General features: G+C 40.8%; 15 protein-coding genes and 1 pseudogene. 14 read left to right on the forward strand and 2 right to left on the reverse strand.

The genetic code is table 11. The features are described 5' to 3' along the window. Window positions 1–936, forward strand: a 936-nt coding sequence (locus tag J4N46_RS02395) for a leucine-rich repeat domain-containing protein (RefSeq protein WP_208058028.1), incomplete at its 5' end; no start/stop codon positions are given. A gap of 3 nt (window positions 937–939) precedes the next feature. Next, window positions 940–1,449, forward strand: a complete 510-nt coding sequence (locus J4N46_RS02400; RefSeq protein ID WP_208058029.1) for a GNAT family N-acetyltransferase — start codon at window positions 940–942, stop codon at window positions 1,447–1,449. On the opposite strand, the gene J4N46_RS02405 is transcribed toward J4N46_RS02400, so the two are convergent. Continuing rightward, complete coding sequence (locus J4N46_RS02405) at window positions 1,439–2,161, reverse strand: ABC transporter ATP-binding protein (RefSeq protein WP_009414983.1); 723 nt, start codon at window positions 2,159–2,161, stop codon at window positions 1,439–1,441. The two genes, J4N46_RS02400 and J4N46_RS02405, sit on opposite strands and share 11 nt — an antisense overlap. 96 nt (window positions 2,162–2,257) lie before the next feature. Between J4N46_RS02405 and J4N46_RS02410 the strand changes: the two genes are divergently transcribed. The 10 genes and pseudogenes from J4N46_RS02410 (at window position 2,258) to mltG (ending at window position 11,964) form a co-directional block, all read left to right on the forward strand. After that, window positions 2,258–2,920 carry a TrmH family RNA methyltransferase gene (locus J4N46_RS02410; protein ID WP_009414984.1) on the forward strand — a complete coding sequence of 221 codons (663 nt, stop codon included), beginning with the start codon at window positions 2,258–2,260 and terminating at the stop codon, window positions 2,918–2,920. 10 nt (window positions 2,921–2,930) lie between these two features. Beyond that, entirely contained in the window at window positions 2,931–3,479 is a 549-nt protein-coding gene (locus J4N46_RS02415) for a tyrosine-protein phosphatase (RefSeq protein ID WP_034556617.1), read from the forward strand. Window positions 3,480–3,486: 7 nt separating this feature from the next. Continuing rightward, window positions 3,487–4,584, forward strand: a complete 1,098-nt coding sequence (locus J4N46_RS02420) for a Nif3-like dinuclear metal center hexameric protein (protein ID WP_208058030.1) — start codon at window positions 3,487–3,489, stop codon at window positions 4,582–4,584. 1 nt (window position 4,585) lies between these two features. After that, window positions 4,586–5,371, forward strand: coding sequence for a zinc ribbon domain-containing protein (locus J4N46_RS02425; RefSeq protein ID WP_009414987.1), 786 nt, complete (start codon window positions 4,586–4,588; stop codon window positions 5,369–5,371). A gap of 142 nt (window positions 5,372–5,513) precedes the next feature. After that, window positions 5,514–7,319 carry a translational GTPase TypA gene (gene typA / locus J4N46_RS02430; protein ID WP_009414988.1) on the forward strand — a complete coding sequence of 602 codons (1,806 nt, stop codon included), beginning with the start codon at window positions 5,514–5,516 and terminating at the stop codon, window positions 7,317–7,319. 150 nt (window positions 7,320–7,469) lie between these two features. Beyond that, entirely contained in the window at window positions 7,470–7,739 is a 270-nt protein-coding gene (gene rpsO / locus J4N46_RS02435) for a 30S ribosomal protein S15 (protein ID WP_009414989.1), read from the forward strand. A gap of 122 nt (window positions 7,740–7,861) precedes the next feature. Beyond that, on the forward strand, window positions 7,862–10,072 hold the full coding sequence (locus J4N46_RS02440; RefSeq protein ID WP_208058031.1) for a polyribonucleotide nucleotidyltransferase: 2,211 nt from the start codon (window positions 7,862–7,864) through the stop codon (window positions 10,070–10,072). Between the two features lie 158 nt (window positions 10,073–10,230). After that, window positions 10,231–10,441 (forward strand): annotated as a pseudogene (locus tag J4N46_RS02445) (hypothetical protein); the annotation flags it as partial. Between the two features lie 4 nt (window positions 10,442–10,445). Further along, window positions 10,446–10,868 carry an HXXEE domain-containing protein gene (locus J4N46_RS02450; protein ID WP_208058277.1) on the forward strand — a complete coding sequence of 141 codons (423 nt, stop codon included), beginning with the start codon at window positions 10,446–10,448 and terminating at the stop codon, window positions 10,866–10,868. Between the two features lie 76 nt (window positions 10,869–10,944). Then, window positions 10,945–11,964 carry an endolytic transglycosylase MltG gene (mltG, locus tag J4N46_RS02455; protein WP_208058033.1) on the forward strand — a complete coding sequence of 340 codons (1,020 nt, stop codon included), beginning with the start codon at window positions 10,945–10,947 and terminating at the stop codon, window positions 11,962–11,964. Between the two features lie 66 nt (window positions 11,965–12,030). On the opposite strand, the gene J4N46_RS02460 is transcribed toward mltG, so the two are convergent. Beyond that, the gene (locus J4N46_RS02460; protein WP_009414994.1) at window positions 12,031–12,285 is read right to left on the reverse strand and encodes a hypothetical protein; all 255 of its coding nucleotides are present in this window, start codon (window positions 12,283–12,285) and stop codon (window positions 12,031–12,033) included. 70 nt (window positions 12,286–12,355) lie between these two features. Between J4N46_RS02460 and J4N46_RS02465 the strand changes: the two genes are divergently transcribed. Together J4N46_RS02465 and J4N46_RS02470 are read left to right on the forward strand one after the other, a co-directional pair. After that, window positions 12,356–12,655, forward strand: coding sequence for a DUF4286 family protein (locus J4N46_RS02465; RefSeq protein ID WP_208058034.1), 300 nt, complete (start codon window positions 12,356–12,358; stop codon window positions 12,653–12,655). Window positions 12,656–12,924: 269 nt separating this feature from the next. After that, window positions 12,925–23,202 (forward strand): T9SS type B sorting domain-containing protein, encoded by a 10,278-nt coding sequence (locus tag J4N46_RS02470; protein ID WP_208058035.1) that lies wholly within the window; start codon window positions 12,925–12,927, stop codon window positions 23,200–23,202. The last annotated feature ends 61 nt before the right edge of the window (window positions 23,203–23,263 follow it).

Raw genomic sequence — 23,263 nt, forward strand, 5'->3', positions numbered from 1 at the left:
TGGTTTATAGGAAACAAAGATACAGGCATAAAAGCAGCAGGCACTAATGGTAGTGATGGTACTACTCCTCATATAGGAGACAATGGCAACTGGTTTATAGGAAACAAAGATACAAAAATAAAAGCAGCAGGGGCTAATGGTAAAGATGGTTTACCAGGGAAAGATGGTTCGGTAATTTATGCTGAGGCAGGCAAACCTACTGCTGACAAAGGAAAGCAAGGCGACTATTATATAGACACTGAAACTAAAATGTTCTATGGTCCTAAAGGTGCTACTAATTGGGATTTGAGTACAGGCTTCTCTCTTACTGCGCAACAGCTTTCTTCAGAAAACTACGAATTGAGCAGCGATGGGAAAACATTACTAAAATGGAAGAATGAAAAAACTCGCTTTATTGATATGAATGCTGACCCTAAGCTCAGAGCTGTAGAGAAAATAGGCGACAATGCCTTTGCTCCAATAGGTTCACCAGCTAAGGAACTTACTACGATACTTATAGGCGATAACGTGACTGAAATAGGCAGAGCAGCCTTTAATTCTTGCTATCGTTTGAAAACAATTGATATACCCGAAGGGCTTACTAAAATAGGTGAAGAAGCTTTTGCTAATTGCGTTCGCTTACAGCAAATAGACCTTCCTGAAACGATTACTTCTGTTGAAAAACTTACTTTCACAGGTTGTATAAGACTCAATAATATAGTGATACCTTCAGGAGTAACCGCTATTAAAGATAGAGCTTTCTTGGGTTGTACGAGCTTGAGTAATGTGTTTATACTACAAGAAACCGCTTTTGTAATAAGCACAACTGCTTTTGATAGTGCTAAAGCATTACAAAATATCTATGTACCTACTAATATTCAAAATGCAAATGATAAAGATAAATTTGTAAATCAATACAAGGCACTAAACCCTACTTATGCAGCTAAAATCCGATAGGAAATGAATGATATTAAACTCCGTCCAGCACTTTATGCCGAAAAGGCTGCTATTTGGGATATATTGGCAGCTGCCATTGAAAGGCGAAAAGCCGATGGCAGCCAACAATGGCAAGATGGATACCCTAATGAGGAAGTAGTAGCTAATGATTTAAAAGAAAATTATGGCTATGTGTTGGAAAATAGTGGAGTGATAGTAGGTTATTGTGCGCTTATCTTGAATAACGAGCCTGCTTATGCAGCTATTGATGGCAGGTGGCTTACTAATGGCAGCTATGTGGTAATTCATAGGATAGCAATTTCGCCTGACTATATAGGTAAAGGGTTGGTGCAAGTGATGTTACAACAGATAGAAACATTAGTGAAATACGATGAAATCCCATCAATACGAGTGGATACCAATTATGACAACGCTCCGATGTTGCATATTTTGGAGAAAATGGGCTATCGGTATTGTGGAGAGGTTCGTATGCGAGGAGGGCTTCGTAAGGCTTACGAAAAGGTTATTTTATAAATAACTCTTCTAAGCGCCCGCTTTGGGTTTGAGCTATGAGGTTGGCAGGCGTGTCCTCCATCAAGATGCTTCCGTTGCTCAGTATGGCTAATCGCTGGCAGAAATCTTGAGCTTCTTGTAAGTGATGTGAGGTGTATAAAACCGACATACCCTTGGAGTTTAACTCTTTCAAATAGTTGATTATAATTTGTTTTGAGACGATATCAACCCCAACAGTAGGTTCATCTAAAAATAGGACTTCGGGTTGGTGCAATATAGCAGCAATGAGGTTGATACGTCTTTTCATACCGCCAGAAAAATGCCCAATTTTTTTGTCGGCAACTTCTAATAAATTAACTCTTTGCAAGGCAGTTTCGGTTGCTTTGTAAAGAGTTTTTCCTTTTAACCCATAAAGGCTACCAAAATAATGCAAGTTTTCGCGAGCGGTAAGGGTAGGGTAGAGGGCGTACTCTTGTGGTACAACCCCTATTTTATATTTAATAGATTTATCCTTATAAGTATGTCCGGCAATTTTGAAGCTGCCTGCTGTGGGCTGTATACTTCCGAAGAGAATAGAAAGCAAGGTGGTTTTTCCTGCTCCATTAGCGCCTAAAATACCGTAAATTTCTCCTTTTTTCACTCTTAGAGAAACATCATTAAGCGCAAAATAATCAGCTTCTTTATATTTTTTGTAAAGGTGATCTACCTCTATAGCATTTACAAACTCCGCCATTTGATGATAATTAAAAACGCCGCAAGGTAAGAAGAATTTTGCTCATACCAAAATTTTTTATAAATTTGCCCCGTACCCCCTTCTTACATTATAACAATGACATTATTAGATTATTTACAAAACTTTATCACAGAAGAGCGCAAACAACGCTTTTTGGAAATTATATCCCAGCGCACCAATCATTTTACGGTAGCTATGGAAGATGTATTCCAAATGCACAACACGAGTGCCGTAGTGCGTACCTGCGAAGTTTTTGGTGTGCAACAGGCTCATAGCATAGAAGGACGTTACGGAAAGCGATTGGACGAAAAAATAGCAATGGGTGCCCAAAAATGGGTGGATGTGTTTAGGTATGATGATACCCAGAAATGCATTGATATCCTTAGAGAAAAAGGCTACCAAATTGTAGCTACTACGCCACATAAAGATGCCTATTTGCTGAATGATTTTGATATTAGCAAAAAAAGTGCATTTTTTTTCGGTACTGAAAAAGAAGGTTTATCAGAAAAAGTGCTTGCCCAAGCAGATACTTACCTGAAAATACCAATGGTGGGCTTTACCGAAAGCCTGAACATATCGGTAGCAGTAGCCATTGTACTACAACAACTTACAGATAAACTTAGGCGTAGTAATATCAAATGGCAACTTACAGACGAAGAACGCTACAGCGTTTTAGAACAATGGACGAAAATATCTGTAAGAAACGTGAATGACGTAATAAAACGCTATAATGAACTAAATGCCAAAGCAGAGAAGTAATTCAGAATTTATGAAAAAAAACATCTTATTTTATTGTTTCTTGCTATGTGTTACACTGCTGAGCGCACAACACAAAGCTACCCTCATACACAAAGACGCCAATTTTTATAAGGTAGATGATTTGCTGTATCGCAGTGAGCAATTGGTGAATGAAGACAAAGAAGTGATAAAAAGCACCAATATAAAAACCATTATCAACCTGCGCTATTTTACCCGTACAGGCGATAAGAAAATATTTACAAATAAAGAAGATATTCATCTTATTAACCATCCGTTGCTTACGTGGCGCATCAAAGCCCCTGAAATAGCGCAAACACTTAAACTTATACGAGAACAACAAAAGAAAGGAGCTGTATTGGTGCATTGCTATCACGGAGCTGACCGTACCGGTATAATGGTGGCAATGTATAGGATTATTTATCACAATTGGACTATAAATGAAGCAAAACAAGAAATGTTGCAAGGTCCTTATGGTTACCACAGCGTATGGAAAAACTTAGAAGCTCTTTTTACAGAACAAACCGTAAATGAGGTGCGCCAGCATTTAGGAATTAAATAATAATGTAATGAAAATAAGAGAATTGATAGCATTACTTGAGGAGATAGCTCCTTTAGACTACGCAGAAAGCTTTGATAATGTGGGTTTGCTGGTAGGAGATAGGGAGGCAGAGGTGCAAGGCGTACTAATAGCTATAGATACATTGGAGGCAGTAGTGGATGAGGCTATTGCTAAGAAAGCAAATGTAATAGTGAGTTTTCACCCCATTATCTTCAGCGGACTGAAGTCGCTTACGGGCAAAAACTACGTAGAACGCGTGGTGATGAAGGCAATTGCAAATGACATTGCCATTTATAGTATGCATACCGCTTTGGACAACCAGCTGCAGGGGGTAAATGCTACTATAGCTGACAAACTAAAACTTACTAACAGACAGGTGCTTATACCACAAGCCCATACTATTTGTAAGCTCGTTACCTATATACCCCATAGCGGGGCAGCAATGTTGCGTGAAGCCTTGTTTGCAGCAGGGGCTGGAGCTATAGGCAATTATGACTGTTGCAGCTTTAACCTTGAAGGAGCAGGTACTTTTAAGGGGAATGATTTTTCACACCCCACAATAGGAGTCCGCAACGAGTTGCACACCGAACCCGAAACCCAAATAGGAGTAGTTTTTCCACGCCATTTGCAGGGAAAGATACTAAAGGCATTGCGCACAAATCATCCTTATGAGGAAATCGCTTATGAAGTATATACGCTTGAAAATGACCATCAGCATATAGGCTTAGGATTGCTGGGCGAACTTGAAAAACCTATAGAAGAAAAAGCGTTTTTGACCTATTTGCAAGAAGCATTTGCACTGCAATGTATTAGGCATTCGGCGTTGCGTGGAAAATACATAAAAAAAGTGGCTGTACTGGGCGGTAGTGGTGCTTTTGCAATAGAAAATGCAAAACGAGCAGGAGCAGACGCCTTTGTGACAGCAGACCTTAAATATCACGATTTTTTCAAAGCAGAAGACACTATATTACTTGCCGATATAGGGCATTATGAAAGTGAACAATACATAAAAAATCTTTTATTTGATTATCTTTCAAAAAAAATTACTACCTTTGCGGTCTCAATAACAACGGTTGATACCAATCCTATCAAATATTATTCGTAAAATGGTACAAAAATCAGACATTACTGTAGAAGAGAAATTAAGAGCGCTGTATGATTTACAGCTTATCGACTCTAAAATTGACGAATTGCAAAACACTCGTGGTGAACTACCTTTAGAAGTATCTGACCTTGAAGATGAAGTGGAAGGCTTGAAAAAAAGACACGTAAAATTCAAAGAAGAATTAGATGCTTTGCAAGCTGGTATTGCCGAAAAAAAGGCTAAAATAGAAGAAGCTAAAGGGCTTATAAAAAAATATACTACCCAGCAGAAAAATGTGCGTAATAATAGAGAATACACTTCTATAGCTAAAGAAATAGAGTTTCAAGAATTAGAAGTACAACTTGCTGAAAAACGTATAAAAGAAGGTAAAGCACAAGTAGATCTTAAAAAAGAAGCTATTAAACAAGTTGATGAAAAGAAAGCGGCTCGCGATGCACATTTAAAACATAAAAAAGCTGAATTGAGCTCTGTTCTTGCAGAAACCGAAAAAGAAGAAGCTTTCTTGAAAGAAAAAGCCGAAGAATACGCAGCAAAAATAGAAGACCGCTTGCTGAAAGCTTATCAGCGCATACGAGGCACCGTAATCAATCGCTTGGCAGTAGTGCCTATCCAGCGCGGTGCTTCGGGAGGCTCATTTTTTACAATTCCTCCTCAAGTACAAGCTGAAATTGCATCTCGCCGAAAAATCATCACCGATGAACACAGTGGAAGAATATTGGTAGACGCTGCTCTTGCCGAAGAAGAAAAAGAAAAAATGGAAGCATTGTTTAACAGCTTTCACGCTTAAGAATTTAGAAAATATAACGAAACGCAGTGGATTAAAAAAGTCGCTGCGTTTTTCTATAAAAGTAACTTGCTACAAATTATTGACAAATTGAAAATATTTTGTACTTTTGCACCCTCAAAAAAAATAAAACATAGATATTTATATGACCGCTATTAGAAATATAGCCATTATTGCCCACGTTGACCACGGAAAAACTACCCTTGTAGATAAAATATTGCACCATTGCGCACTCTTTAGAGAAAATCAGGACTCTGGTGAATTGATATTAGATAATAACGACTTAGAGCGTGAGCGAGGTATCACTATACTCTCAAAAAACGTATCGGTTATCTATAAAGATATCAAAATTAACATTATTGATACCCCTGGTCACGCCGATTTTGGTGGTGAGGTAGAGCGCGTACTAAATATGGCAGACGGCGTATTGTTGCTCGTAGATGCTTTTGAGGGTCCTATGCCACAAACGCGCTTTGTGCTGCAAAAGGCTATTGAAATGAAACTGAAACCTATAGTGGTTATCAATAAAGTAGATAAAGAAAACTGTACGCCCGATGAGGTGCACGAAGCAGTATTCGACCTGATGTTTGAACTCGGTGCGGAAGACTGGCAGTTGGATTTTCCTACAGTGTATGGTTCAGCCAAACAAAATTGGATGTCTGAAGATTGGCATAAAAAAACAGATAGCATAGCTCCCTTGCTAGATATGGTTATTACTCATATTCCCGCTCCTAAAATAGAGGAAGGCAGCTTGCAAATGCTCATTACTTCATTGGATTACTCTACTTTTACAGGGCGTATTGCTATAGGTAGACTACATCGCGGTACCTTGAAAGCAGGTATGAATATCTCGCTGATGAAACGCGATGGAAGTGTTGTAAAATCAAAAATAAAAGAACTACACTTGTTTGACGGTTTAGGTCGTAAAAAAGTAGAAGAAGTGCAAGCTGGTGATATTTGTGCTATTGCAGGGCTTGAGGGTTTTGAAATTGGCGATACTATTGCCGATTATGAAAATCCTGAGGCATTGCCTACCATAGCAATTGATGAGCCTACGATGAGTATGCTTTTCACTATTAACGACTCTCCTTTCTTTGGTAAAGATGGTAAATTTGTTACTTCACGACACGTGAAAGAACGCTTGGAGCGAGAGCTTGAAAAGAATTTGGCTTTGCGTGTAGAGCCTACCGATAGTGCTGATAAATTTATTGTGTATGGGCGTGGGGTATTGCACCTTTCGGTATTGATTGAAACAATGCGCCGTGAGGGGTATGAATTGCAAATAGGTCAGCCACAGGTAATTATCAAAGAAATTGACGGAGTAAAATGTGAGCCTATAGAAGAATTAACCATAGATTTACCTGAAAATGTAAGTGGTAAAGCAGTAGATTTGGTAACACTTCGCAAAGGAGAAATGCTAAGTATGGAGCCTAAAGGCGAACGAATGATTATCAAATTTATAATTCCATCACGAGGTATTATAGGTTTGCGCAACCAATTGCTAACAGCTACTGCAGGTGAGGCAATTATTCACCATCGTTTCTTGGAGTTTCAGCCTTATAAAGGAGAAATTGCAGGGCGTATTAATGGTTCGCTAATTTCTATGGAACAAGGTACTGCCATACCTTATTCGCTTGATAAGCTGCAAGATAGAGGAAAATTCTTTATTTTCCCAGGTGAAGAGATTTATACAGGGCAGGTAATAGGCGAAAACTCACGCAGTGGCGATATGGTGGTGAATGTGACGAAAACCAAGAAACTTACTAACGTACGAGCTGCGGGGTCTGACGAGAAAGTAAAATTGGCACCGCCTATTAAGTTTTCGTTGGAGGAAGCATTGGAATATATTCAAAAAGATGAATACGTAGAGGTTACCCCTAAGAATATGCGTATTAGGAAAATTTATTTAGACGAAAACGAGCGCAAACGCCGCGAACGCGAATTTAGTTAGTAGGCTGTTTTTAGAGTCCTAAAAGGTACGATTTTTCCCAAAGTTTAGGACTTCACCGAAAATATTCGTTATAAAATTTGCGTATATAAAAAAAAGGTTGTACTTTTGCAGCCAGAAAATGTACATAATAATCATTAAAATAATATTGGAATGTATTTAACAAAAGAAGTAAAAGCGGAAATTTTCAAGAAGTACGCGGGTTCAGAAAGCAATACAGGTTCAGCAGAAGGACAGATTGCACTTTTTACCTTTAGAATCAATCACCTTACAGAGCACTTGAAAGTGAATCGTAAGGATTTTAACACGGAGCGTTCATTGGTAAAATTAGTAGGTAAACGCAGAAGTTTGCTTGACTATTTGAAAAACACGGATATTGAAAGATACCGTGCGATTATCAAAGAGTTAAACATCAGAAAATAGACGAAAAAGAGAGGAGGCTTCAGCGCCTCCTTTCGTATAGTATAAGAAGAAATAGTTTTTCATTGGTTTCGCGACCCAGCACACAACAACACAACGCAAATAATTAAAAATTAGGATTAAAAATGATTCCAGAAGTAAAAAAAGAGATCATCGATTTGGGTGATGGACGTACCATCACCATCGAGACAGGCAAATTGGCTAAACAAGCCGATGGTGCTGTTGTGGTGCAAATGGGTAATGCGATGCTATTGGCGACAGTAGTATCTGCGCGCGAAATTAACCCCGAAACCGATTTTTTACCTTTAACGGTAGATTATCGTGAAAAATTTGCAGCGGCAGGGCGTTTTCCTGGTGGCTTCTTCAAACGTGAGGCACGCCCCAGCGACCAAGAGATTTTAACGATGCGCTTAGTAGACCGCGTATTGCGTCCGCTTTTCCCTAAAGATTATCACGCTGAAACACAGGTGATGATACAACTCATCTCGCACGATGAGAATGTAATGCCCGATGCCTTAGCAGGTTTGGCAGCCTCTGCTTGTTTGGCGGTATCGGATATTCCGTTTGATGGACCTATTTCGGAAGTGCGTGTAGGGCGTGTGAATGGAAAATTTGTGATAAACCCAAGTCGTGAGCAGTTAGAAGTTTCTGACATTGATATAATGGTGGGAGCATCGAAGGACTTTGTGGCGATGGTGGAAGGTGAGATGAACGAAGTGAGCGAAAAAGATATGGCAGAGGCTATAAAATTTGCTCACGAAGCTATTAAACCTCATATTGAAGCACAATTGCGTTTGGCAGAAAAAGTAGGTAAAACGGTAAAACGCACTTATGAGCCAGAAGTAGAAAATGAAGAAGTAAAAGCTAAAGTATATGATTTGGCTTATACTAAGTGTTATGCAATTGCAAAAGAAAATACTACTAAACAAGAGCGTGGAGAAAAATTTGACGCTGTAAAAGAAGAGTGTTTGGCTCTCTTTACTGAAGAAGAATTGGAAGAGCTTGCACCTATTGTAGGTCGTTACTTTGGCGATGCACAAAAAGAAGCTGTACGCAATCTTATATTGGAAGAGAATATTCGTTTGGATGGACGTAATACTACCCAAATACGCCCTATTTGGTGTGAGGTAGGTTATTTGCCTTCAGCACACGGTTCATCTATCTTTACACGTGGTGAAACCCAATCACTTACAACGGTTACTTTGGGTACTTCTCGTGAGGCAAACGTTATTGATTTACCTTCAGAACAAGGAGAAGAACGTTTTTACTTGCACTACAACTTCCCTCCCTTCTCAACAGGTGAGGCGCGTCCGTTGCGAGGTACTTCACGCCGTGAGATTGGACACGGTAATTTGGCGCAACGAGCTCTTAAACGTATGATTCCTGCCGATTGCCCTTATACAGTACGTGTGGTATCGGAGATATTAGAATCTAATGGTTCATCGTCAATGGCTACAGTGTGTGCGGGTACTTTGGCACTAATGGATGCTGGGGTGCAAATGGTGAAACCAGTATCGGGTATTGCAATGGGACTTATTAGTGATGGTGAGCGCTATGCAGTGCTTTCAGACATCTTAGGTGATGAAGACCACTTGGGTGATATGGACTTTAAGGTAACGGGTACTGCAGATGGTATTACAGCTTGCCAAATGGATATCAAAATAAAAGGACTTTCTTACGAAATATTGGAGAAGGCACTTAACCAAGCTCGTGAAGGGCGTATGCATATCTTGGGCAAAATCACTGATACGATAGCAAAACCAAATCCGACAGTGAAACCTCACGCTCCTAAGATTGTGAAAATGGATATGCCTAAAGAATATATTGGGGCATTTATTGGAACAGGAGGAAAGAACATTCAAGACTTGCAAGCTCGTACCAAAACTACTATTGTGGTGGAAGAAGTGGGCGATTTGGGAGTTGTAGAAATCTTAGGTACTGATGAAGCTGGTATACAAGAAGCTATAGATGCTGTAAATGCAGTGAAATTTGAACCAGTAGAAGGCGAAACTTATACCGTGAAAGTGGTTCGCTTGGTAGAATTTGGAGCTTTTGTAGAGTTTGTACCAGGTAAAGATTCTTTGCTTCACATCTCGGAAGTATCGTGGGATAGAATAGATAAAATAGAAGATGTTCTTAAAGAAGGAGATATAATAGAGGTAAAATACCTTGGTATTGACCCTAAAACTAAGAAAACAAGAGTGTCACGCAAGGCATTGTTGCCACGACCACCACGTGAAGATCGCCCAGCAAGAGAAGATCGTCCTAAACAAGACAGACCTCAAAATGGGAAACCACGTAATGATCGCGATCGTAAAGATGGGCATAAATCTTAGTTTTGCTAACGATAAACTGCTGAAAAGCAGTGATTAGTGAGTATTTTTTTGTGTTCATAGTATTTAAAAAAAACCGAAGATTTTATATATTTTGAAGTATAAAGTTTTCGGTTTTCTCTTTTTTTAGTACCTTTGCCTTCAGATAAAAGATTTCAAAAATGAAACCCTTTCTAATTTCAATAATAACTGATATGATTGAAGTGTCTGTAACATTGGTATATAATATTGTTACTGATAACAAGAACTTTCAGTGGCGAAAGGAAGTGGAGAATATTGAGTTATTAGAAGACAGATTTATTGAATATTACAAAGGCTGAGGATACACACTTTTTTAACAATATTCAAAAGAAAGAAAATGAGTATTATGCAGTATATGGAAACAAATAAATATATACATTTATGGCTACCAATAATAGGGTTACATACTCTTCATCAGTTAGAAGAAAGTATTTCTTTTTGGCAGTGGTATATTGATTTTGTGGATAAGATACCCCAATGGTTGCAATTTTCAAGAATTTTAGAGAGTGCCCATTTGGCTAATGAGCATCCTGAATATTTTGTAGGAGCTTCTGTAGGACAAATTGCTTTTGTAGTACTTATTGCTTTTTTGTGTAGAAAGAATGAAAAAGCTACAAGAATAGCGCTTAGCGTATATCTTGTAGGATTGAGTTTCTTTTTGGTATGGCATATTTTGATAAGCTATTTCACTCATTCTTATTCCCCCGTAATGGTAACTTGCCTTATAGGTATCTACTTAATACCAAAATGGATAACTAGGATGATTAGTAGCAAGTAATATGATAAAATTGAGAAGAGGCAGGAGAGAGCTTGTTATCAAATATAAAAAGATATATAAAACAGATATATAGACAATGAAAAAATGGATAATATTGGCTGTAGTAGCTATTATAGGTGTACTAGGATTTTTTATTTATCGTGCTGTATTTGCAAGTAATACAGCTTTTAACGAGAAAGAGGTGGTACTCTATATTCCTACAGGAGCTGATTTTAGCGATGTATTGCACAAAGTACGTCCGTTGCTAAAAAATAGCTTAGCTTTTGAACAAATAGCACAGCGAATGGGCTATTCTCATAGGGTGAGAGCGGGGAAATATATTATTAAAAAAGGAGCGAATAATATTGAGATAGTACGTGTGCTGCGTAGTCGCAATACCCCTATAAAAGTGAAGTTTAACAATCAGGAGCGGATAGAAGATTTGGCAGGGCGGATAGCCCAACAGATAGAACCTGATAGTACGGCACTGCTACGAGCTTTTTTAGATCCTACTTTTCTTGCTGAAAATGGTTTTACTGAAGCTACTGCATTGGCGATGTATGTACCTAATACATATGAATTGTATTGGAATACTTCGGCAATAGATTTTCGCAATCGGATGCTAAAAGAATATCTTCATTATTGGACTGAGGAACGCAAGGCATTGGCTGCCGCACAAGGACTTACGCCTGTAGAGGTGTGTATACTGGCTTCGATAGTGCAGAAGGAGACGGCTAAAGTAGATGAACGCCCTCGTATAGCAGGGGTGTATTTAAATCGGTTGCATATCAATATGATGTTGCAGGCAGACCCTACAGCTATTTTTGCAATGAAACACCATACGGGAGATTACAACTTAGTGATAAAACGAGTAACGGGAGTGCATACGAGTTTGGAGAATCCTTATAATACATATCAAAATTATGGCTTGCCTATAGGGCTTATCACTATGCCCGATTTATCATCAATAGAAGCGGTGTTGCACCCTGAAAATCACGATTATTTCTTTTTTGTGGCTGATCCTGAGAATTTTGGTTACCACAAGTTTTCGCGTACTTACTTGCAACATAAGGAGAATGCTAAGGAATACCGAAAAATATTTGATGTTAGTCGTTAGAAATCAGTCTGTTAGTTGTTAAATTTTGTATTTACCTAACGACTAATCGCTAACGACTAACTATGACTACAGACTATTTAGCTTTTGGATGAGTTCTCCAGCTTTTACTTGAAATTGTTTTCTTAAGTTTTTGAAATGAACTCCTTTGTTTTCAGCTGTTTTTTCAGCAAATTTATCCATTAAGCCGTCATAAGATTTGAGGGTTTCTCCTAATAATTTTTTACCCTCTTCGGTATTAGCTTTTCCTGTGAATAGAACAGCATCTATGATGTCACCCAAAACGCAGTTAATTTCTTTTTTTAAATTGCGAATACTTGCCATAATTTGAAATGTTTTTTAATATGATGCAAAGATAAGGATTATTTTTTGAAATACAATAAATGAAATAGTTATGTATGTATATAATTTAACAGCAGTAGTAGAACAAAGCGTACTTGCCGACTGGCAAGAGTGGTTTGCTGCAGTTTATGAACCAACTTTAGCAGCTCGAGAAGGACTAAAAGTGCGTGTCTATAAAGTACTTGGAGCCGAAGAAGCTCAGTTTGCTATTCATCACGAAATGAGTACTACAAGTGATTTACAAGAGTTTGTAAAAGGACAACTGCAAGCACTCGTCAACCAAGCAAGCAAACGCTTCGGTGAAAAAGTATTGTTTTTCGGTACTACCCTTCATTTAAATAAAGAATTTTGATTTAATAATTTACTTCTCCATTTCTCAATAATACTATAATTTTTGCTCTCCTCTCACGAACTTTGTCAAAATTGATTTTCTTGATAATCAACTTTCTCACAGTATAAGAGGAAAGAAAAGAATGAAAAGAAAATAGTTAAAATATTTAAATTAAAGTGTAAAAAAAAACTAAAAACAAAACTTGTGTAATATAAAAATAAGTAGTATCTTTGTCGTATTAAATAACCAAAGTTTCTACTATGATTAACCAATATCAAAAAAGTTTATTATTGATTTTTCTATTATTTTCTACTATATTATTAGGAAAGAATAAAAAGATTCTTATAGAAGCTCAAGACGATACATACACCGTTACCTATAGCACTGAAAATCAATTAGTAGGCAGTGTTTATGACAACGATCGTTATGGCACGGCTACCCCTACCGACAAAGAGGTGCAGTTTAGCTACGTTCGCAGGAGTACCGATGACAACGGCAAGTATATCAGTACGAGACGAGGCGGAATGCTCCGACTTCCTGCGGGTTTAGCTGTGGGTCGTCATTACGTATATTATAAGATTAGAGATATTAAAGATGTTACTCATTTTGCCACTGCTACCGCTACTGTAATTGTACTGCCTAAAGCCACAACACCTACAACCGAAACGCCCACAACATCAACATTTACTACCACACCTACTACTACCATACCCCTCACCGCTCAAGACGATACTTACACCGTTACCTATAGTACAGAACCTCAATTAGTAGGCAGTGTCTATGATAACGACCATTACGGCACGGCTACCCCTACAGATAAAGAGGTGCAATTTAGCTACGTTCGTAGGAGCACGGATAATAACGGAAAGTATATCAGTACGACACGAGGAGGAATGCTCCATCTCCCCGCAGATTTAGCTGTGGGTCGCCATTACGTATATTATAAAATCAGAGACATTAAAGATGCTACCCACTTCGCCACTGCTACTGCTACTGTAATCGTACTGCCCCAAACCACGACACCCACTACCGAAACGCCCACCACATCAACTGCAACTACTACACCCACCACCACAACTCTTACCGCTCAAGACGATACATACACCGTTACCTATAGCACTGAAAATCAATTAGTAGGCAGCGTTTATGATAACGACCATTACGGTACGGCTACCCCTACCGACAAAGAGGTGCAATTTAGCTATATTCATAGGAGTACCGATAATAACGGAAAATATATCAGTACGACACGAGGCGGAATGCTCCGACTTCCTGCAGCTCTATCAGTGGGTCGTCATTACGTATATTATAAAATCAGAGACATTAAAGATGTTACCAACTTTGCCACTGCTACTGCTACTGTAATCGTACTGCCCCAAACCACGACACCTACTACCGAAACACCCACCACATCAACCTCTACTACCACACCTACTACTACCACAAATACTACGATAACCCTTACTGCTCAAGACGATACTTACACTGTTACCTATAGCAACGAACCCCAAACAGTAGGCTGCGTCTATGACAATGACCATTACGGTACAGCTACCCCTACAGATAAAGAAGTGCAATTTAGTTATATTCATAGGAGTACCGATAACAACGGGAAGTATATCAGTACGATACGAGGCGGAATGCTCCGACTTCCTGCGGGTTTATCAGTGGGGTGTCATTACATATATTATAAGATTAGAGACATTAAAGATACTACCCACTCTGCCACTGCTACCGCTACTGTAGTAGTACTGCCCCAAACCACAACACCCACCACATCAACTTCTACTACGACACCTACTACCGAAACACCCACCACATCAACTGCAACTACGACACCTACTACCACAAATACTACAATAACCCTTACTGCTCAAGATGATACATACACTGTTACCTATAGTACCGACCCTCAAATGGTGGGTAGCGTCTATGATAACGACTATTATGGCACAGCTACCCCTACAGATAAAGAGGTGCAGTTTAGCTATATTCATAGGAGTACCGATAATAACGGCAAGTATATCAGTACGACACGAGGCGGAATGCTCCGACTTCCTGCGGGTTTGGCAGTGGGGCATCATTACGTATATTATAAGATTAGAGATATTAAAGATGTTACCCACTCTGCCACTGCTACCGCTACTGTAATCGTACTGCCCCAAACCACGACACCCACCACATCAACTTCTACTACGACAACAAGCACCACAACTGCAACTACTACACCCACCACCACAACTCTTACCGCTCAAGACGATACATACACCGTTACCTATAGTACAGAACCTCAATTAGTAGGCAGCGTCTATGACAACGACTATTACGGCACGGCTACCCCTACAGACAAAGAGGTACTATTTAGCTACGTTCGCAGGAGTACCGATAACAACGGAAAGTATATCAGTACGATACGAGGCGGAATGCTCCGACTTCCTGCGGGTTTGGCAGTGGGTCGCCATTATGTATATTATAAAATCAGAGATATTAAAGATATTACCCACTTTGCCACTGCTACTGCCACCGTAATAGTACTGCCTAAAGCCACAACACCCACAACATCAACTGCAACTACCACCCACACCACAGCAACCCTCACCGCTCAAGACGATACATACACCGTTACCTATAGTACTGACTCTCAATTAGTAGGTAGCGCCTATGACAACGACCGCTACGGCACCCAAACGCCCACTGACAAAGATGTGCAATTTAGCTACGTTCGCAGGAGTACCGATAACAACGGGAAGTATATCAGTACAGCACAAGGTGGTATGCTCCGACTTCCTGCAGGTTTAGCAGTGGGTCGTCATTACGTATATTATAAAATCAGAGATATTAAAGATATTACCAACTTTGCTACTGCTACTGCCACCGTAATAGTACTGCCCCAAACTACAACACCGACTACCGAAACGCCCACCACATCAACTGCAACTACTACGCCTACTACTACCACAAGTACTACGATAACCCTTACTGCTCAAGATGATACTTACACTGTTACTTATAGTACTGAATCTCAATTAGTAGGCAGCGTCTATGACAACGACCGCTACGGCACAGCTACCCCTACCGACAAAGAGGTGCAATTTAGCTATATTTATAGGAGTACTGATGACAACGGAAAGTATATCAGTACAGCACGAGGCGGAATGTTACACCTTCCTGCCAGTTTAGCTGTGGGTCGCCATTATGTATATTATAAGATTAGAGATATTAAAGATGCTACTCATTTTGCTACTGCTACTGCTACTGTAATCGTACTGCCCCAAACTACGACACCTACTACCGAAACACCCACCACATCAACTGCAACTACTACACCCACCACCACAACCCTTACTGCTCAAGATGATACTTACACTGTTACCTATAGCACAGAATCTCAATTAGTAGGCAGCGTCTATGATAACGATCGCTACGGCACGGCTACCCCTACAGACAAAGAGGTGCAATTTCTAAAACTCAATAGCAGTGTTGATAATAACGGCAAGTATATCAGTACAAGACGAGGCGGAATGCTACACCTTCCTGTGGGTTTAGCTGTCGGTCGCCATTACGTATATTATAAAATCAGAGATATTAAAGATCTTACCCACTCTGCCACTGCTACCGCTACTGTAATAGTACTGCCCCAAACTACGACACCTACTACCGAAACGCCTACTACATCAACTGCAACTACTACACCCACCACTACCACAAGTACTACGATAACCCTCACTGCTCAAGACGATACTTACACTGTTACTTATAGCAGCGAACCTCAAATAGTAGGCAGCGTCTATGATAACGATCGCTACAGCACGGCTACCCCTACAGACAAAGAGGTACAATTTAGCTACGTTCGTAGGAGTACCGATAACAACGGCAAGTATATCAGTACGATACGAGGCGGAATGCTCCGACTTCCTGCAGGGTTATCAGTCGGTTGTCATTACGTATATTATAAAATCAGAGATATTAAAGATGTTACCCACTTCGCCACTGCTACTGCCACCGTAATAGTACTGCCCCAAACCACGACACCTACTACCGAAACACCTACTACCACAACAAGCACCACAACTGCAACTACCACAAGTACCACCACAACCCTCACCGCTCAAGATGATACTTATACCGTTACCTATAGCAGCGAACCTCAAATAGTAGGCAGTGTTTATGACAATGACCGCTACGGCACGGCTACCCCTACAGATAAAGAGGTGCAATTTAGCTACGTTCGCAGGAGTACTGATAATAACGGAAAGTATATCAGTACAGGACGAGGCGGAATGCTCCGACTTCCTGCAGGTTTATCAGTCGATCGTCATTACATATATTATAAAATCAGAGATATTAAAGACGTTACCCTCTTTGCCACTGCTACTGCTACTGTAATCGTACTGCCTAAAACCACAACCCCCACCACGTCAACCTCTACTACGACACCTACTACTACCACAAGTACCACGATAACCCTTACTGCTCAAGACGATACTTATACCGTTACCTATAGTACTGAACTTCAAATAGTAGGCAGCGTTTATGACAATGACCGCTACGGCACCCAAACGCCTACCGATAAAGAGGTGCATTTTAGCTACATTCGTAGGAGTACCGATGATAACGGAAAGTATATCAGTACGACACAAGGAGGAATGCTTCGTCTCCCTGCAGGTTTATCAGTGGGGCATCATTACGTATATTATAAGATTAGAGATATTAAAGATGTTGCCCACTTTGCCACTGCTACCGCTACTGTAATAGTACTGCCTAAAACCACGACACCTACAACATCAACTGCAACTACTACACCTACTACTACCACAAGCACTACCATACTCCTTACTGCTGAAGACGATACATACACTGTTACCTATAGCACTGAATCTCAATTAGTAGGCAGCGTCTATGACAACGACCATTACGGCACGGCTACCCCTACAGATAAAGAGGTGCAATTTAGCTACGTTCGTAGGAGTACCGATAACAACGGAAAGTATATCAGTACGATACGAGGCGGAATGCTCCGCCTTCCTGCAGGGTTATCAGTTGGTTGTCATTACGTATATTATAAGATTAGAGATATTAAAGATGTTACCCACTTCGCCACTGCTACCGCTACCGTAATAGTACTGCCCCAAACTACAACACCTACTACCGAAACACCCACCACATCAACCTCTACTACGACACCCACCACCACAACCCTCACCGCTCAAGACGATACTTACACTGTCACCTATAGTACCGACCCTCAATTGGTAGGCAGTGTTTATGACAATGACCGCTACGGCACCCAAACGCCTACCGATAAAGAGGTGCAGTTTAGCTATGTTCGCAGGAGTACCGATGACAATGGAAAATATATCAGTACTGGACAAGGAGGAATGCTCCGACTTCCTGCAGGTTTAGTTGTGGGTCGTCATTACGTATATTATAAAATCAGAGATATTAAAGATGTTACCAACTTCGCCACTGCTACCGCTACTGTAATCGTACTGCCCCAAACCACGACACCTACTACCGAAACGCCCACCACATCAACTGCAACGACTACACCTACTACTACCACAAGTACTACGATAACCCTCACCGCTCAAGACGATACATATACCGTTACCTATAGTACCGACCCTCAATTGGTAGGCAGTGTTTATGACAATGACCGCTACGGCACCCAAACGCCCACCGACAAAGATGTGCAATTTAGCTACGTTCGCAGGAGTACCGATAACAACGGGAAGTATATCAGTACAGCACAAGGTGGTATGCTCCGACTTCCTGCAGGTTTAGCAGTAGGTCGCCATTACGTATATTATAAAATTAGAGATATTAAAGATGTTACCCATTTCGCTACGGCTACTGCCACCGTAATAGTACTACCCAAGACTACGACACCTACTACCGAAACACCCACTACATCAACTTCAACTACTACCACAAGTACTACGATAACCCTCACCGCTCAAGACGATACATATACCGTTACCTATAGCAGCGAACCTCAAATAGTAGGTAGCGTTTATGATAACGACCGCTACGGCACAGCAACCCCTACAGACAAAGAGGTGCAGTTTAGCTACGTTCGTAGGAGTACCGATAATAACGGAAAGTATATCAGTACAGGACGAGGTGGTATGCTCCGACTTCCTGCAGGGTTATCAGTCGGTCGCCATTACGTATATTATAAAATCAGAGATATTAAAGATGCTACTCATTTTGCCACTGCTACTGCCACTGTAATAGTACTGCCCCAAACCACGACACCTACTACCGAAACACCCACTACCACAACAAGCACTACAACTACACCTACTACGATAACCCTTACTGCTCAAGACGATACTTACACTGTTACCTATAGCACTGAATCTCAAACAGTAGGCAGTGTTTATGACAACGACCATTACGGCACGGCTACCCCTACAGATAAAGAGGTGCAATTTAGCTACATTCGTAGGAGTACTGATAATAACGGCAAGTATATCAGTACGATACGAGGCGGAATGCTCCGACTTCCTGCAGGCTTGTCGGTGGGTTGTCATTACATATATTATAAGATTAGAGATATTAAAGATGTTACCAACTTTGCCACTGCTACTGCCACTGTAATAGTACTGCCCCAAACCACAACACCCGCCACATCAACTGCAACTACTACACCCACCACAACAACCCTCACCGCTCAAGATGATACTTACACTGTTATCTATAGTACTGAACCTCAAACAGTAGGCAGTGTTTATGATAACGACCGATACGGCACGGCTACCCCTACAGACAAAGAGGTGCATTTTAGCTACATTCGTAGGAGTACCGATAATAACGGCAAGTATATCAGTACGACACGAGACGGAATGCTCCGACTTCCTGCAGGGTTATCAGTTGGTCACCATTACGTATATTATAAAATCAGAGATATTAAAGATGTTACCCACTTCGCCACTGCTACCGCCACTGTAATTGTACTGCCCCAAACTACGACACCTACTACTGAAACGCCCACCACATCAACTGCAACTACTACACCTACTACTACCACAAGTACTACGATAACCCTTACTGCACAAGACGATACATACACTGTTACCTATAGTACCGACCCCCAAATAGTAGGTAGCGTTTATGACAACGACCATTACGACACGGCTACCCCTACAGACAAAGAGGTGCAATTTAGCTATATTCATAGGAGTACTGATGACAACGGAAAGTATATCAGTACAACACGAGGTGGAATGTTACACCTCCCAGCAGGTTTATCAGTAGGTCGCCATTATGTATATTATAAGATTAGAGATATTAAAGATATTACCCACTTCGCCACTGCTACCGCCACCGTAATAGTACTACCCCAAACCACGACACCTACTACCGAAACACCCACAACATCAACCTCTACTACTATCACAAGCACCACCACAACCCTTACTGCTCAAGATGATACTTACACTGTTACCTATAGTACCGAATCTCAAACAGTAGGCAGCGTTTATGACAACGACCATTACGGCACTGCTACCCCTACAGACAAAGAGGTACAATTTAGTTATATTCATAGGAGTACCGATGACAACGGAAAGTATATCAGTACTGCACGAGGAGGAATGCTCCGCCTTCCTGCAGGGTTATTAGTAGGTCGCCATTATGTATATTATAAAATTAGAGATATTAAAGATGTTACCCACTTCGCCACTGCTACTGCCACTGTAATAGTACTGCCCCAAACCACGACACCTACAACATCAACTGCAACTACTACACCTACTACTACCACAAGCACTACGATAACTCTCACCGCTCAAGATGATACTTACACGGTTACTTATAGCACTGAATCTCAATTAGTAGGCAGCGTCTATGACAACGACCATTACGGCACGGCTACCCCTACAGATAAAGAGGTGCAATTTAGCTATGTTCGCAGGAGTACCGATGACAACGGAAAGTTTATCAGTACAACACAAGGAGGAATGCTCCGACTTCCCGCGGGTTTAGCTGTGGGTCACCATTATGTATATTATAAAATCAGAGATATTAAAGATGTTACCCACTTTGCCACGGCTACTGCCACTGTAATCGTACTGCCCCAAACCACGACACCTACTACTGAAACACCCACAACATCAACTGCAACTACTACACCCACCACAACAACCCTTACTGCTCAAGATGATACTTACACGGTTACTTATAGCACTGAACCTCAAATGGTTGGTAGCATCTATAACAACGACCGCTACGGCACGGCTACGCCTACAGACAAAGAGGTGCAATTTAGCTACGTTCGTAGGAGTACCGATAATAACGGCAAGTATATCAGTACGGTACGAGGCGGAATGCTCCGACTTCCTGCGGGTTTAGCTGTCGGTCGTCATTACGTATATTATAAAATCAGAGATATTAAAGATATTACCCATTTCGCTACGGCTACTGCCACCGTAATAGTACTACCCCAAACCACGACACCCTCTACGGAAACACCCACAACATCAACCTCTACAACCACACCTACTACTACCACAAGTACCACTATAACCCTTACTGCACAAGACGATACTTATACCGTTACCTATAGTACCGATCCTCAAATAGTAGGCAGTGTTTATGATAACGATCGCTACGGCACGGCTACCCCTACAGATAAAGAGGTGCAATCTAGTTACGTTCGTAGGAGCACTGATAACAACGGAAAGTTTATCAGTACAGCACAAGGTGGTATGCTCCGACTTCCTTCAGGTTTAGCTGTAGGTCGCCATTATGTATATTATAAAATCAGAGATATTAAAGATGTTACCCATTTCGCCACTGCTACCGCTACTGTAATCGTACTGCCCCAAACTACGACACCTACTACCAAAACACCTACCACATCAACCTCTACTACCACACCTACTACTATCACAAATACTACGATAATCCTTACTGCTCAAGACGATACATACACCGTTACCTATAGTACCGACCCCAAAACAATAGGCAGTGTCTATGATAACGACCATTACGGCACGGCTACCCCTACCGACAAAGAGGTGCAATTTAGCTATGTTCGCAGGAGTACCGATAATAACGGCAAGTATATCAGCACGACACGAGGAGGAATGCTCCAACTTCCTACGGGTTTATCAGTCGGTCGTCATTACGTATATTATAAAATCAGAGATATTAAAGATGCTACCCACTTTGCCACTGCTACTGCCACCGTAATAGTACTGCCCCAAACTACGACGCCTACTACATCAACTTCTACTACCACACCTACTACCGAAACACCCACAACATCAACTGCAACTACTACACCCACCACATCAACCCTCACCGCTCAAGACGATACTTACACCGTTACCTATAGTACCGACCCCCAAACAATAGGCAGCGTCTATGACAACGACCATTACGGCACGGCTACCCCTACAGACAAAGAAGTACAATTTAGCTACGTTCGTAGGAGTACCGATGACAACGGAAAGTATATCAGTACGATACGAGGAGGAATGCTCCGACTTCCTGCAGCTCTATCAGTGGGTCGCCATTACGTATATTATAAGATTAGAGATATTAAAGATGTTACCCACTTCGCAACAGCCACTGCCACCGTAATAGTACAGCCCCAAACCACAACACCTACAACCGAAACGCCCACCACAACAACTTCAACTACCACACCTACTACTACCACAAGCACTACCATACCCCTTACTGCACAAGACGATACTTACACGGTTACCTATAGCACTGAATCTCAATTAGTAGGCAGTGTTTATGATAACGACCGCTACGGCACGGCTACCCCCACAGATAAAGAGGTGCAATTTAGTTATATTCATAGGAGTACCGATGACAACGGAAAGTTTATCAGTACAGCACAAGGCGGAATGCTCCGACTTCCTGCAGGTTTGGCAGAGGGTCGTCATTATGTATATTATAAAATCAGAGATATTAAAGATATTACCCACTTCGCCACTGCTACCGCTACCGTAATAGTACTGCCCCAAACTACGACACCTACTACCGAAACACCCACAACAGAAGAACCTTTGCATCCTATAGCGGTTGCCGATGCCGTAACAACTCCTATGAATACTCCCGTTCTTATCGCTATATTACAAAATGATATACCTTATGATGCTGTTCCTTATATCTCAGCGTTTCCGTATAAAGGCTCTGTAACTCTCAACGATAGCAACGAGGTATTATATATCCCTAATAACAATACTACAGGAGCAGATAGTTTTACCTATGAACTTCGCTCGCCCGATGCTGCTATCTCATTAGCTACAACTACTGTTACGGTCAAAATTTGGTCTCCTATAACTCCTTGCACAGGAATTTCAGCCAATGGTGATGGTAAAAACGATTATTTTCATATTATGGGGATTGAAAATTATCCCGAAAACACGCTTACTATCTATGATAGCAATGCCAATGAAGTTTTTTCAGTAAGTCATTATGATAATGAAGTGTGTAGATTTGAAGGAGCAAACTTACCGCAAGGGGTTTATTTCTTTGTACTAACCTACCGTGATGAAGATGATAATTTAGAGCAACAAGTAGGTTGGTTTTATCTCAAAAAGTAGTTATAGTTACCTGTTAAATAAAAAACTTTGCCAAAGTTTTACTGCTTTGGCAAAGTTTTTT

It is taken from the genome of Capnocytophaga bilenii (assembly GCF_017565765.1).
Lineage (GTDB): Bacteria > Bacteroidota > Bacteroidia > Flavobacteriales > Flavobacteriaceae > Capnocytophaga > Capnocytophaga bilenii.

What these genes read in the sequence shown, in the direction of transcription:
- J4N46_RS02440 (WP_208058031.1), top strand. Translation starts at nt 7,862, where the DNA reads ATGATTCCAGAAGTAAAAAAAGAGATCATCGATTTGGGTGATGGACGT.
- J4N46_RS02460 (WP_009414994.1), bottom strand. Translation starts at nt 12,285, where the DNA reads ATGGCAAGTATTCGCAATTTAAAAAAAGAAATTAACTGCGTTTTGGGT.
- mltG (WP_208058033.1), top strand. Translation starts at nt 10,945, where the DNA reads ATGAAAAAATGGATAATATTGGCTGTAGTAGCTATTATAGGTGTACTA.
- J4N46_RS02420 (WP_208058030.1), top strand. Translation starts at nt 3,487, where the DNA reads ATGAAAATAAGAGAATTGATAGCATTACTTGAGGAGATAGCTCCTTTA.
- J4N46_RS02450 (WP_208058277.1), top strand. Translation starts at nt 10,446, where the DNA reads ATGGAAACAAATAAATATATACATTTATGGCTACCAATAATAGGGTTA.
- typA (WP_009414988.1), top strand. Translation starts at nt 5,514, where the DNA reads ATGACCGCTATTAGAAATATAGCCATTATTGCCCACGTTGACCACGGA.
- J4N46_RS02400 (WP_208058029.1), top strand. Translation starts at nt 940, where the DNA reads ATGAATGATATTAAACTCCGTCCAGCACTTTATGCCGAAAAGGCTGCT.
- rpsO (WP_009414989.1), top strand. Translation starts at nt 7,470, where the DNA reads ATGTATTTAACAAAAGAAGTAAAAGCGGAAATTTTCAAGAAGTACGCG.
- J4N46_RS02425 (WP_009414987.1), top strand. Translation starts at nt 4,586, where the DNA reads ATGGTACAAAAATCAGACATTACTGTAGAAGAGAAATTAAGAGCGCTG.
- J4N46_RS02465 (WP_208058034.1), top strand. Translation starts at nt 12,356, where the DNA reads ATGTATGTATATAATTTAACAGCAGTAGTAGAACAAAGCGTACTTGCC.
- J4N46_RS02405 (WP_009414983.1), bottom strand. Translation starts at nt 2,161, where the DNA reads ATGGCGGAGTTTGTAAATGCTATAGAGGTAGATCACCTTTACAAAAAA.
- J4N46_RS02410 (WP_009414984.1), top strand. Translation starts at nt 2,258, where the DNA reads ATGACATTATTAGATTATTTACAAAACTTTATCACAGAAGAGCGCAAA.
- J4N46_RS02415 (WP_034556617.1), top strand. Translation starts at nt 2,931, where the DNA reads ATGAAAAAAAACATCTTATTTTATTGTTTCTTGCTATGTGTTACACTG.